This window comes from Pedobacter steynii (assembly GCF_900103665.1).
Lineage (GTDB): Bacteria > Bacteroidota > Bacteroidia > Sphingobacteriales > Sphingobacteriaceae > Pedobacter > Pedobacter steynii.
In genome coordinates, this window is the sequence record NZ_FNGY01000002.1 from 936231 (window position 1) to 949279 (window position 13049).

The 13049-nt window shown below is 43.7% G+C and carries 10 protein-coding genes; 5 read left to right on the top strand and 5 right to left on the bottom strand.

Annotated elements, in window-relative coordinates; translation table 11 throughout:
- Positions 1–158: 158 nt before the first annotated feature.
- Entirely contained in the window at positions 159–1352 is a 1194-nt protein-coding gene (locus tag BLQ87_RS07965; protein ID WP_172664820.1) for a pyridoxal phosphate-dependent aminotransferase, read from the bottom strand.
- Positions 1353–1541: 189 nt separating this feature from the next.
- Between BLQ87_RS07965 and BLQ87_RS07970 the strand changes: the two genes are divergently transcribed.
- The 4 genes from BLQ87_RS07970 to BLQ87_RS07985 are packed head-to-tail and all read left to right on the top strand — an operon-like array spanning position 1542 to position 4795.
- A complete protein-coding gene (locus BLQ87_RS07970) occupies positions 1542–2462 on the top strand; it encodes a cation diffusion facilitator family transporter (protein WP_245723819.1) in 921 nt (306 codons plus the stop codon).
- Entirely contained in the window at positions 2459–2899 is a 441-nt protein-coding gene (locus BLQ87_RS07975; RefSeq protein WP_074605570.1) for an NUDIX domain-containing protein, read from the top strand. Before BLQ87_RS07970 ends, BLQ87_RS07975 begins: the two co-directional genes overlap by 4 nt.
- Complete coding sequence (bioA, locus tag BLQ87_RS07980; protein WP_074605571.1) at positions 2896–4164, top strand: adenosylmethionine--8-amino-7-oxononanoate transaminase; 1269 nt, start codon at positions 2896–2898, stop codon at positions 4162–4164. The genes BLQ87_RS07975 and bioA overlap by 4 nt, the downstream gene beginning before the upstream one ends.
- Position 4165: 1 nt before the next feature.
- Entirely contained in the window at positions 4166–4795 is a 630-nt protein-coding gene (locus BLQ87_RS07985) for a hypothetical protein (RefSeq protein ID WP_083361751.1), read from the top strand.
- Between the two features lie 13 nt (positions 4796–4808).
- On the opposite strand, the gene pdeM is transcribed toward BLQ87_RS07985, so the two are convergent.
- Genes pdeM through BLQ87_RS08005 form a run of 4 tightly spaced genes read right to left on the bottom strand, consistent with a single transcriptional unit; the run spans position 4809 to position 10604 of the window.
- The gene (gene pdeM / locus BLQ87_RS07990; protein WP_074605572.1) at positions 4809–5444 is read right to left on the bottom strand and encodes a ligase-associated DNA damage response endonuclease PdeM; all 636 of its coding nucleotides are present in this window, start codon (positions 5442–5444) and stop codon (positions 4809–4811) included.
- Positions 5428–7968: a ligase-associated DNA damage response DEXH box helicase gene (locus BLQ87_RS07995; RefSeq protein WP_074605573.1), complete on the bottom strand. Its 2541-nt coding sequence runs from the start codon at positions 7966–7968 to the stop codon at positions 5428–5430. The genes pdeM and BLQ87_RS07995 overlap by 17 nt, the downstream gene beginning before the upstream one ends.
- A 6-nt stretch (positions 7969–7974) precedes the next feature.
- Positions 7975–9567, bottom strand: a complete 1593-nt coding sequence (locus tag BLQ87_RS08000; RefSeq protein ID WP_074605574.1) for an ATP-dependent DNA ligase — start codon at positions 9565–9567, stop codon at positions 7975–7977.
- On the bottom strand, positions 9564–10604 hold the full coding sequence (locus BLQ87_RS08005) for a ligase-associated DNA damage response exonuclease (protein WP_074605575.1): 1041 nt from the start codon (positions 10602–10604) through the stop codon (positions 9564–9566). Before BLQ87_RS08005 ends, BLQ87_RS08000 begins: the two co-directional genes overlap by 4 nt.
- Before the next feature lie 114 nt (positions 10605–10718).
- Here BLQ87_RS08005 and BLQ87_RS08010 point away from each other — a divergent pair, with 114 nt between their 5' ends.
- The gene (locus BLQ87_RS08010; protein ID WP_074605576.1) at positions 10719–13046 is read left to right on the top strand and encodes a TonB-dependent receptor; all 2328 of its coding nucleotides are present in this window, start codon (positions 10719–10721) and stop codon (positions 13044–13046) included.
- The last annotated feature ends 3 nt before the right edge of the window (positions 13047–13049 follow it).

Here is a 13049-nt window from a genome sequence, read left to right on the forward strand (position 1 = left end):
TTCAGCAAAGATTCGGGGATGAAAAGGAGATGGATATTTTTGTTCGTACTTAATTTCTCTTGCAAAGAAGAACTGACACTGCAAATGAACCTATGCTAATAAATAAAAAAGGCCGGTTTCTTTAAGGAAACCGGCCGATTTGGTATGTTAGTTTAAAACTAGCTTAGTTTTTCTAAAGCAGCTTTGATTCTTGAAACTGCATCTCTCAATTTATCTTCTGCAGCAGCATAAGAAATTCTGATACAATCTTCGTTTCCAAAAGCTTCACCAGTAACGGTAGATACATGAGCCTCGTTTAGCAGGTATAAGCAAAGGTCTTCTGCATTGTTGATTTTGTAATCACCAGTGCTGGTACCAAAGTAAGCTTTCACTTCAGGGAAGAAATAGAATGCTCCGTCCGGAAGGTTTACTTTGACATTAGGTATTTCTTTTAGTAAAGCATAAACGATGTCTCTACGGCTTTTGAATTCCTGTACCATTGCATTTACAGTTTCTAATCCACCCTGGTAAGCCGCTAAAGCAGCACGTTGAGCGATTGACGAAGTTCCTGAAGTGATCTGTCCCTGCATTTTATCGCAGGCATTGGAAAGTTCTTTATTAGCAGCCATATAACCTACGCGCCATCCGGTCATTGCATAGGATTTTGAAAATCCATTGATCAGCACTACTCTGTCTTTTATAGAGTCAAATTCAGCGATGGAAGCATGTTTGCCTACAAAGTTGATGTGCTCATAGATTTCGTCGGAGATGATGTAGATGTTTGGATATTTTTCGAATACGGTAACCAGGTCTGCAAGTTCTTCTTTGCTATATACTGATCCGGTAGGATTACAAGGAGAAGAGAACATGAACACCTTTGTTTTTGGGGTGATGGCTGCTTCTAATTGTGCACCTGTGATTTTGAAGTTGTTTTCTACTGTAGCATTGATAAATACAGTTTCACCTTCTGCAAGTTTGATCATTTCAGAATAAGAAACCCAGTATGGAGTAGGTACAATAACCTCTTCTCCAGGGTTTACCAGGCACATTACAGCATTTGCTAACGATTGTTTGGCACCTGTAGATACCACAATCTGATCGAAGCTATAGCTCAATCCATTTTCTCTCAATAATTTTTCGGCAATCGCCTTACGCAACTCCGGATATCCTGATACAGGTGTGTAATACGAGTAATTTTCGTCTACAGCGGTCTTCGCTGCTTCCTTAACAAATTCAGGCGTGAAGAAATCCGGCTCACCAAAGCTCAGATTGATTACATCTATCCCTTTTGCGGATAGTTCTCTGCCTAACTTAGCCATTTTAATGGTCTGTGACTCTGAAAGGTTATTGATTCTTTTGGATAAAAATGTCATAATAATTTGTGCGCAAGCAAATATAATTTTGTGAGAAAGCAAATATAGAAACCTAACCGAATTATAAACTAAAAAAAATACTTTTTAATATAATTTCCTTGTTAAAATGTACTTTTGACGGCTAAACTCTGCCAATTGTTACCTCAGAAAAAAGCCATACTCGTTTCCCTGTGCATTAGTGTACTATTAATGCTTGCAAAATTTGCGGCATATTTCATGACACACTCTAATGCCATACTTACAGATGCTGCAGAGAGTATTGTAAATGTACTGGCCAGTGGCTTTGCATTTTACAGCATTTACCTGGCCACTTTGCCGAAAGATGAAAATCACCCTTACGGACATGGTAAAGTCGAATTCTTCTCCGCTTTTGTGGAAGGGATCCTCATCGCTTTAGCCGGATTAATCATTGTCTTTAAATCTGGTTATGACCTTTTGTTTCCGAAGGTGATCACTCAGTTATTTGAGGGGGCAACGATCATCGGGGCTACCGGACTGATCAATTTGCTCGTTGGTTTTTACCTCATCAATACCGGTAGGAAACACCGTTCCATTACATTGGAAGCAGACGGAAAACACCTCATGACGGATGCCGTTACCAGTGCCGGGCTGGTGGTAGGCATTATCCTTATTCAGCTGACCAAAATCTACTGGCTGGATAGTGTGATCTCTATCTCGCTGGGATTATACATCATTTATAACGGCTATAAGCTCACCAGACGCTCCGTCGGCGGATTGATGGATGAAAGTAATGTAGAACTGGTAAAAGATATTGTCTGCATTTTGCAGGAGAACAGGGATGATGCCTGGATAGACGTTCACAACCTTCGTGCACAACAGTATGGTGCGGACCTTCACATTGATTGCCACATTACCTTGCCTTATTATTTTGACCTTGTTAAAGTTCATCAGGAAATCTCTGATATCGATAAACTGATCAATGGGAAGGCAGAACATAAAACGGAACTATTTATTCATGCCGATCCTTGTCTGCCGGAGTGTTGCAATTATTGTAACATGAAGGACTGCCATGTAAGGACGGAGGCTTTTAACAAAGAAATTGCCTGGACGGTAGAGAATGCAACTAAAAACAAAAAACATTTCCAATGAGCTATTTTAACGTAAGGGTATATGGCCTTCTGATTAACGGGGAGCAACAGGTGCTGATTAGTGATGAGCAGTCGGGGGGGAAGATTTTCAGTAAGTTTCCCGGCGGTGGCCTGGAATTGGGCGAAGGCCTGATAGATGCGCTGAAAAGAGAGTTTATGGAGGAGTGTAATGCAGAAATTGAAGTTCTTGAGCACTTTTATACCACGGATTTTTACGAAAAATCATCTTTTAATGACAGCCAGATTTTAAGCATTTATTATATCGTAAAGGCCGTCCATCCATTGCAGCTGAACTTCAAATCAAAGGTCTTTGATTTTGATGGAGATAGCCTGCAGTCTTTTCGATGGATGGATCTTGCCACACTTAAAATAGAGGATGTGACCTTTAAAACGGATCAGACAGTGGTGGAACTGCTGACCATTAAACAAATAACATGAGTTTAACAGAACGAGATCAGAAAGTAATCTGGCATCCTTACACGCAAATGAAGAATGCCTTGCCACATATTCCAATTGTTCGGGGAGAAGGGGTATACTTATTTGATGAAGATGGGAAGAAATATATAGATGCCGTGTCCAGCTGGTGGGTAAATATCCATGGACATGCACATCCGCACATTGCGAAAAAGGTGGCAGAACAACTGAGCGTACTCGAGCATGTGATCTTTGCCGGATTTACGCATGAGCCTGCAGTACTGCTCGCTGAACGTTTGCTGGCATTGCTTCCTGGTGATCAGGAGAAGGTTTTTTATACCGATAACGGTTCTACTGCGGTGGAGGTCGCTTTGAAGATGTGCCTTCAGTTCTGGTCCAATACCGGCCATAAAGGGCGGACAAAGATCATCGCTTTTAAAGAAGCTTATCATGGTGATACCTTCGGTGCCATGTCTGTGAGTGGACGTAGCATTTTTACAGATCCTTTTAATTCTATGTTGTTTGATGTGGAGTTTATCGACCTTCCTACGGAAAAGAACATAGAACAACTGAAGTCAAAGATCAATTACCTGAGTAATGAAGTGGCTTGTTTTATCTTCGAACCGATGGTACTTGGCGCAGGGGGGATGCTGATGTATGAAGGGCAACACCTGGATCAGCTCATTGAAACTTGTCAGAAGCACGGAATCCTGACCATTGCTGATGAAGTGATGACCGGATTTGGACGCACAGGGACGTATTTTGCCTGTGAAACATTACAGACCAAACCGGATATTTTCTGTCTTTCTAAAGGGCTTACCGGAGGCACTATGCCACTGGGAGTGACCACCTGTAATCAAAAGATATTCGATGCATTTTTAAGCGATGATAAGCTGAAAACCCTGTATCATGGACATTCGTTTACCGCAAATCCGGTGGCCTGTGCCGCTTCGCTTGCCAGTCTGGATATCCTGCTGAAACCAGAAACTTTGGCCAATATTCAACGCATAAAATCTAAAAACGAAGCTTTTGCCGCAGAGATAAAAGATCATCCTAAGGTTCGTGATGTACGTCAGACAGGTACGATCCTCGTGCTGGAATGGGAAACAGGAAATGATACTTCTTATTTAAGCGGACTCAGAAATCAGTTGTACCTTTACTTTTTAGAACGGGGGATCATTTTGAGGCCCCTGGGCAATATTCTGTATATTTTACCTCCTTATATCATTAGTGATGAAGATCTGGAGTACATTTACCAAACTATTCATCAAGCATTAAACGATATCTAACATGGAAATTAAAGCAATCCTGGAAAATATAGTAAGCGATAACCAATTGCATGCCAAATGGTTAAATACCTTGTCGTACATGGAGAACGCCGGCGCAAAGAAGATCTCTGCCTCGGAACATAAAGAGCAGGTAAACCTGATCATTTTGAAACATGCAGCAGAGGAACATCGCCATGCATATTATTTAAAGAAACAACTGGATAAGCTGGATGGGGATTTGTGTAAAACCTATACCAATGAAGAGTTGTTGGCGCCTAACCATACCAAGTTTTATTTAAACGCATTGGATGTTGCCGTTTGCCGGTACCTGAAACAACATTTCAATTTAACAGGTTATGAATTGAAGTTTGGAGCCTATTTATTTGTGACTTATGCCATTGAAGTTCGCGCCGATGAGTTATATCCGATTTATCAGGATGTATTGACCCAGGCGGGAAGTAAGGTCAATGTCAAGTCTATTATACTGGAAGAAGAAGGACATTTGGAAGAAATGCTGAACCAGCTGAAAACCTTTTCTCCGGATTGGGAAGAACATGCCAATCTGGTGATCAAAATAGAGCAGGACATGTTTAGCGACTGGATGCAGGGCCTGGCTTTGCAGACAGGAATTGCTATCCCAGCTGTCAACTAATTCCTGTAACTAATTAAACAGCAATAACACCCGAAGGAGTGATCGCGTAAAAACGATCATTCTTTTGCGGTTGTATCTTACTCAGTCCTGTAAATGCACTGAATGCAGGGAGTACTGCATAGTTTTCTCCAAAATAAAAGCAAGGGAACGTTAACCGTTGCCTGGCCTTACCATATAGGGTTACTCCCGGATGGATATGACCGGAAATGGGATAACTTGCATCTGTTGATTCCGGAGTTTCATGGATAAAGCGGAAAGGAGTACAGCTCAATTCTTTTTGGATCAGTTCAATATTTAAGGACGCATATTCCAGCGGGCTTAATTGATCATGGTTGCCCTTGATGAGCAGGAACTTTAACTTGCTGAATCTCTTTCTCCATTCCGAGAATGCAGTGACCTCACTATTGCTTTTATGATGAAACATGTCTCCGGTTATGAGTAATGTTTGCGGATCATAAAGATCGATCAGCCCAGCCAGCCTCTGCAGGTCGCTATCTCCAATACCAGCCGGAACCTGAATTCCATGTTTACGGAAGTGTGCCGACTTGCCAATATGAAGGTCACTAATAATCAGCATCTTTTGAGCCGCCCAGTAAATTGCCCTTTCCTTACTCAATATCAATTCTTCTCCTTTACAGATTATGGTCATTCTTTTTTCTTGATTTCATATGGACGGGACGCATTTTCTGGTCTGCCTCGGCAGTCATCCTTTCGATCCGTTGTCCCAGTTCTTCTGTACTCATGTTTTCCCGTAAGCTGTCTACTTTGATCGGGAAACACAGCGGAGTATAACTTTCTGCTTTTATCAGGATGATTTTACTAACCTGAATGCGTTGTAATGCTGCAAGTAACCTTGGCTCTTCAATTTGCTGATAAAAAGCTTCATCATAAGCCTGGCGCAATAATAAATTATGTTTGTCATAATCCGTAAAAACATTGAAAAATAATGCAGCAGAAGATTGTAAATGTTTGTTGGCTGTATATTTACCGGGAAAGCCCTGAAAAACCAACCCGGAGATACAGGCGATGTCCCTGAATTTACGCTTGGCCATTTCTGTGGAATTGATGCTGCCTACAATATCTTCTCCAAGGTTTTCCGGACTAAACAATGCTTTGATATTTTCTTCATCCAGGGGAATTGGATATTCACTCAGCAACTCGAAACCATAATCGTTCATGGCAATGGAGAAGCTGATCGGGGTTTTCCGGCTGAGCCTGTAGGCAATTAAGGCAGCCATTACTTCATGGACCTGCCTGCCTTCAAATGGATAGGCGAAGAAGTGGTAGCCGTCTTTCGTGTGGATCAGCTCTATCAAAAACTCATCGCTTTTGGGAACATGGGAAACTTTCGCCTGTCGCTCAAACAAGGGGAGGATGATGTCCAGTTCTTCGTCGTCATGGTTTTTATCCAGTGTTTCATTGTATTTTTTTCTCAGGATACTACCCAGGTTGGCACTGAGTGAAATTCTTCCACCCATCCAGCTCGGTGTAATCGCTCTTTTCAGTTTACTGCGCCTGACCAGTGCAGTCATCTCTTTGACCATGATAAATTCCAGCACCCTTCCTGCGAGGGTAAAACTATTGCCCGGCTTCATTTTCGAGATAAAGGACTCTTCCACCATTCCGATAAAACCACCACCAAGGTATTTCACTTTGAGCATGGGGTCGCTGACTATCGTTCCGATGTGCAGGCGGTGCCGCATGGCGATCTGGCGACTTTCTACTTTCCAGAGTCCTTCCTTTTTTACCACTTTGCTGAATTCCGTATAGGCACTGAGGCTATCGCCGCCCGTGCTGATGAATTGCATGATCCATCCCCATTCCGAAGGGAGCAAATCGCCGAAAGCATGGGTTTCTCTCAGTTCCCGGTAGATCTTACGATCGTCAAAGCCATCACCTACCGCCAGGCTGACCAGGTATTGAATCAGGGTGTCAAAAGCCATTACTATAGGCTCCCTGCTTTCTATCTGCCGGGTTTTTGCCGCTTCTTTTATTGCCGCGGCCTCCACCAATTCCAGTGCATGAGTAGGCAAAAAGTAAATGACAGAGGTTTCATGAGGGGAGTGTCCACTCCGTCCGGCACGTTGCAAAAAACGGGCTACTCCCTTCGGTGAACCAATTTGCACCACCGTATCTACCGGTTTAAAATCCACACCAAGATCCAGGGAAGAGGTACTGATGACGGCTTTAAGTATGCCCGAGTGTAATGCGTCTTCTATCCAGTTGCGCAGTTCGTAATCGATAGAGCCATGGTGTATGGCGATTTGTCCTGCCAGGTTTTCGTCCAGTGCAAGCAGGTTCTGATACCATAATTCTGCTTGCCCCCGCGTGTTGGTAAAAATAAGGGTGGTTTTACTTTTATGGATGATGGGCAAAAGCTTATGGGCCAGCTTATGTCCGAGGTGCCCGGCCCATGGCAGCATATCAATATGATCTGGCAGGATGGATTTGATCTTGATTTTCTTTTCAATGTCTGCTTTGATGATGATTTTCAGGACCTCGGGATAGGGGACGAGTACTTCTAAAGCCTGTTCCATATTTCCGATCGTTGCAGAGATTCCCCAGATTCTGAGTAACCTTTCCGGATGTTTTTCCCGAACGATTCCCCTGATTCTGGAGATGGCCAGTTCCGCCATCACGCCACGTTTACTGCCCATCAGTTCATGCCACTCATCCGCAACAATACATTGCAGGTGATGAAAATGTGTAGCGGTATCTTTCTGTGCCAGGAGCAAATGCATACTTTCGGGCGTGATGATCAATACTTCCGGCATCTGCTTTTTTTGCTTCAGTTTTTCTGCGGCAGTGGTATCTCCGTTTCTGACGGATACCTGCCAGTCCAGCTCCAGTTCTGTGCAAACTTCCCGCATCGCACGCGCCAGGTCTTTGGCCAGGGCACGTAAAGGCGTGATCCAGATCAGTTTTAGACCCGTGTCTGCTTTTCTTTTTTTTGATGCAGTGTTTGTCTTTTCTGCCCGGCTATTTAGTTCTTCGATGACGACCGCGAGGAAGAGGGAGAATGTTTTTCCGAAGCCTGTTGGGGCGTTTACCAATCCGCAATAGCCTTCTGCATAATACTGCCAGGCATCAGTTTGAAAGCGGAAAGGCTTCTTCCTGCTCAGTTTCAGCCATTTGATGACCTGTTTATATCCATTACTCTTTTCTATACCCATACCAGCTTATAAAGTCGAATTTAACAACTGTCTCAGATCTTCCAATGTATTGATCTCTGTCGCTTTTTTATCTTTTCGCCATCTGGCGATTCTGGGGAATCGCAGGGCCAGGCCTGCCTTGTGGCGTTTGCTCTCTGCGATTCCTTCAAAGGCAATCTCAAAAACCAGCTCTGGCTTAACCGTACGAACAGGGCCAAATTTCTCTATCGCATTTTTCTTTACAAAAGCATCCACCTCTTTGATTTCCTGATCTGTTAATCCGGAGTAGGCCTTTGCAATGGTAATCAGCTGTTCACCGTCCCGAACGGCAAAAGTATAATCGGTATAAAAATTCGCCCTTCTGCCGCTGCCTTTCTGTGCATAGATCATAACGGTATCTACGGTGTAAGGATTGATTTTCCATTTCCACCAGTCGCCTCTTTTTCTGCCGCTATGGTAAAGTGAGTCCAGTTTTTTGAGCATCAATCCCTCGCTGTTGTTCAATCTGGAATCTGCCCGGAGCAGGGCGAGGTCTTCCCAGGAACTGACTTCAACGACTGGTGATAAGACAACTGTTCCTTCAGTTTTAATGTTTTTAATGATTTCCAGTAAAGCCTTACGGCGGATCGCTAAGGTTTTTCCTCTTTGATCGATTCCCTGCTGCTCTAAAATGTCATAGCAGAAAAATGCAATCGGCGCTGTTTCCAGTTGTCCTTTGGAAATGGTTTTTCGGTTTAAACGCTGCTGAAGGACGGAGAACGACTGTACTTTTCCTTCTTTAACAGAGAGGATTTCTCCATCCAGCACTGTTCCATCTTCCAGTTCATGAGCCAGGAAATGCAGCTCAGGAAATTGATCTGTCACCAGTTCTTCGCCTCTGGACCAGATGAACAATTCTCCGCCACGCTTTACAATTTGTCCCCGGATGCCATCCCATTTCCATTCTGCCTGCCAGTCTTTAACATCCCCCAAAGATTCCGGCTGGCTGTCCAATGCATAGGCCAGACAAAAGGGGTAGGGCCAGGAACGATCGGTATCTACATGTGCACCCTCAATAAGTTCCTGATAGCTTATTTCATCCGGTTTCCATTTACCCATAATGCTATGCATGATCTTATTGCTTTCCGTATGACTTTGTTTGGCCAATGCGTTGACCAGCATTTTGTTGGATACCCCGATCCTGAAATTGCCGGAAATGAGCTTGTTAAAGATGAACCTTTCCTGCATATCGAGACTGTTCCAGGCATTGGTAATGAAGTTTTTCTTGCTTTCGTCGTCTTTTCCGTTTAAATCTCCAAGGGCATTGATCCATTGATGTAAGGGAAGGTCTGTCGTCTTTGCCGGAGGCGGAAGGATCAGGGCGATCGTTTCACTGAGGTCACCAACACTATGGTAACTTTCGGCAAACAACCATGGCGGAAGTTCACTGAGCTCAATTGCCCATTCTTTAATTAAGGCTGTGCTAACTGGTCGCCGGGGCTTTTTTCCAGGGAACATCGCAATTACATAAGGTTTGTCCAGGTCATTGGCTTCGCTAAAATAGCTGACTAAGGCGGCGATCTTATCGTTGGTCTTATTGCTCATTTCCAGCTGAGCGATCAGTTCTGTAAATCGTTTCAATCTGCCTCCTCCTTTATTACCGGGTTTCCCTGTGAGCCAACTTCTACTTCTTCCTCTTGTGTTCCGTATTGTGTTTTCACTTCTTCTGCCTCAATTCCAATTTCGTTCAGGTATTTTGAAAAGGTCGCCGTAAATCCATGGGTCACAAACACTTTTTCCGCTTCCGTTGCTTTGATGGCAGAAAGTAACCCTGGCCAGTCGGCATGATCACTCAGGGCAAATCCTGCATCGGCACTTCTCCACCTCCTTCCCGCTCTCACCTGCATCCATCCGGAACAAACTCCTGTTGCTGCCTGTTGAAGCGTCTTGATCCAACGGCCATCGGCGAGGGCAGGAGGGACAATGACGATCCCGCTCTGAAGTTCTTCTTTTCGGGTTTCAGGGCTGATTCTGATGGTTTCCGGAAGCGCTACCCCTGCCTGTATAAAGGCATCATTCAGGTTGGCAATAGATGGATGTACATAGATCGGACGATCCGTTTCGCTCAATCCCCTGATCAGCCTTTGCGCTTTCCCCAGGCTATAGGCAATTAAAACGCTGGTTTTACCTTGTTCCTGATTGTTGTTAACCCAGGTTCCGATCTGATCAAAGATGACCTGCTGAGGGAGCCATTTATAAATGGGTAAACCAAAGGTGCTTTCCGAAACGAAGGTATGGCATTTTACGGGTTCAAAAGCGGTGCTGATCCCATCATATTCTACTTTGTAATCGCCGGAAATGACACATATTTCTCCTTTGTATTCCAGTCTGATTTGTGCAGATCCGATCACATGACCCGCGGGAAACATACTCAGCTTTACCCCATTAATGGTGATTTCTTCCCGATAACGAAGGGTCTGGATATTTAAGTCAGCGCCTAAGCGATGCAAAAGAACCGGTTTCGTTAACTCATGACATAAATAAGCCTCGTTGCCCCATTTTACATGATCTGCATGTCCGTGAGTGGTTACGGCAAGCTTAACCGGTTTCCAGGGGTCGATATAAAAATCGCCCTGCTTACAGTATATGCCCTTATTAGTGAATCTGATTAAAGCCATCTTTTCATCAACAAAGCCGGAGCAATAAAGTTTGGTGAGGGAATGCCGGTAGCATTAGTTTAGGAAGCCTTTAGAAAAATCATATATTTACAACATCCATATACTCAATTTTCTATGCCTTACACCATTAGAGTTGTACTGATACTTTTGTTCACTACCCTGTTTCAATATTCAAATGCCCAAACCAGAAGAACGGTAAATGGAAATGTCACTGATTCAAAGACCGGAGAAACCTTAATTGGTGCGAGTGTTAAACTAAGCGGAAGCACTCCCGCAGGAGGAATTACCAATGCTTACGGTTTTTATTCCCTGAATGTGACTGATGGGAATTACGAAATTGCGGTCAGCTTTATCGGCTATAAGACGGTGGTCAAAAAAGTAGAAATCAGTAAGGATATGCGGTTAAATTTTGCATTAGAGGAAGACAATCAGCTGGATGAGGTGGTGATTTCTGCCACTAAGAAAAATGAAAATGTAAGCAGTCCGCAGATGGGACTGCAAAAGATAAATGTTCGGGAGATCAACAATGTTCCCGTATTATTGGGGGAGCGGGATGTCCTGAAGACTTTACAGCTATTGCCGGGGATAAAATCAGCAGGGGAAGGAAACAGTGGTTTTTATGTAAGGGGAGGGTCGACAGATCAGAACCTGATTCTCCTGGATGAGGCGCCTGTTTACAACGCTTCTCACTTATTGGGGTTCTTCTCGACCTTCAACTCTGATGCGATCAAAGATGTAAGCGTTTACAAAGGAGGGATGCCTGCGCAGTACGGCGGCCGGCTTGCTTCTGTACTCGACATTAAGATGAACGACGGAAATAGAAAAGAATTTACTGCAGAAGGCGGAATTGGCCTCATTTCTTCCCGTCTAAAAGTAGAAGCGCCGATTGTGAAAGACAAAGGCTCTTTTATGGTGAGTGCCCGAAGAACCTATATGGATGCTTTTTTTAAGCTTTCTTCAGACAGCTCTATCAATAAAAATACCCTCTATTTTTACGATATTAATGCCAAGGCAAACTATCAGCTGGATGATAAAAACACCTTATACCTGTCCGGTTATTTTGGGAGAGATAAGTTAGGTCTGGCAAAAACTTTTGGCTTCAACTGGGGAAATGCTACCGTAACTTTGCGATGGAACCATTTATACAGCAATAAATTATTCTCCAATACCTCGCTGATTTACAGCAATTACAACTATGTGATTCAGAACTTTATGGAGGAGAGTAACTTTGAAGTCAACTCTTCCATCAAAGACTTTAACCTGAAACAGGACTTTGAATATAGCCTGAGCAATGACCATCACCTTAAATTCGGATTAAACGTTATTCACCATACCATTGCTCCGGGAAAACTCACCGCAGATGCGCGTTCCAGCGTGAACGAAACGACCTATGAAAACCGGAAAGGCCTGGAATCAGCCATCTATGTTTCAGACGAGTGGGCGGTAAATGAAAGGTTAAACCTGGTTTATGGATTGAGGTTAAGTGCTTTCTCCCTGTTAGGGCCCGGCAATTTTAAAACCTATGATGCAGCAGGAAATACCACCCAGATCAAAGCTTATGGATCTGGCGATTTTGTGAAAAATTACCTCAACCTCGAACCCAGATTCTCTGCCAGTTACCAGATGAATACCGGAAGTTCCCTAAAAGGAGCTTATACCAGGAACATCCAGAACATCCACCTGATGTCTAACTCTACTTCGACATCACCCACGGATTTGTACATCATGAACAGCAATAATGTGAAGCCGGAAATAGCAGATCAGGTTGCTTTGGGCTATTTCAGGAATTTCAATGAGGACAAATATGAATTTTCTGCAGAAATCTACTATAAATGGATGCAGAACCAGATTGAATACCGGAGCGGAACAGACTTAAGGGGAAATGGAAATGTAGAAGCAGACCTGTTGTACGGTGATGGCCGTGCTTATGGGATTGAATTGTTTTTAAAGAAACGGTTTGGCAAATTTAATGGCTGGATTGGTTATACTTATTCCCGGACCGAGCGACAGTTTGATGCGATCAATGAGGGCAAATGGTTTTACGCAAAGCAGGACCGTACCCATGACCTTTCGTTGGTCGGGATTTATAAAGCAGGACCACGCTGGACTTTTTCTTCTGTTTTTGTCTACAATACCGGAAACGCGGTAACCTACCCAAGCGGCAAGTATCAGGTGAATGGAAGGACTGCTTTCTATTATAAGGAAAAGAACGGATACCGGACACCTGCCTATCACCGTCTAGATGTTTCGGCCACGCTGGAAGGTAAGCCTGGGAAAAGACTGCAATCGAGCTGGTCTTTTGGGATTTACAACTTGTACAACCGCCAAAATGCGTTCTCTATTGATTTTAAAGATGATCCGGATGATGCAACCAGAACCCAGGTAACACGGACAACCTTATTTGGGATCATTCCCTCTGTAACCTGGAACTTTAAATTTTAGCAT

Bases quoted from the DNA above. Each gene is read 5' to 3' on its own strand.
- BLQ87_RS07965 (WP_172664820.1), bottom strand. From the start codon at position 1,352: ATGACATTTTTATCCAAAAGAATCAATAACCTTTCAGAGTCACAGACC.
- BLQ87_RS07970 (WP_245723819.1), top strand. From the start codon at position 1,542: ATGCTTGCAAAATTTGCGGCATATTTCATGACACACTCTAATGCCATA.
- BLQ87_RS07975 (WP_074605570.1), top strand. From the start codon at position 2,459: ATGAGCTATTTTAACGTAAGGGTATATGGCCTTCTGATTAACGGGGAG.
- bioA (WP_074605571.1), top strand. From the start codon at position 2,896: ATGAGTTTAACAGAACGAGATCAGAAAGTAATCTGGCATCCTTACACG.
- BLQ87_RS07985 (WP_083361751.1), top strand. From the start codon at position 4,166: ATGGAAATTAAAGCAATCCTGGAAAATATAGTAAGCGATAACCAATTG.
- pdeM (WP_074605572.1), bottom strand. From the start codon at position 5,444: ATGACCATAATCTGTAAAGGAGAAGAATTGATATTGAGTAAGGAAAGG.
- BLQ87_RS07995 (WP_074605573.1), bottom strand. From the start codon at position 7,968: ATGGGTATAGAAAAGAGTAATGGATATAAACAGGTCATCAAATGGCTG.
- BLQ87_RS08005 (WP_074605575.1), bottom strand. From the start codon at position 10,604: ATGGCTTTAATCAGATTCACTAATAAGGGCATATACTGTAAGCAGGGC.
- BLQ87_RS08010 (WP_074605576.1), top strand. From the start codon at position 10,719: ATGCCTTACACCATTAGAGTTGTACTGATACTTTTGTTCACTACCCTG.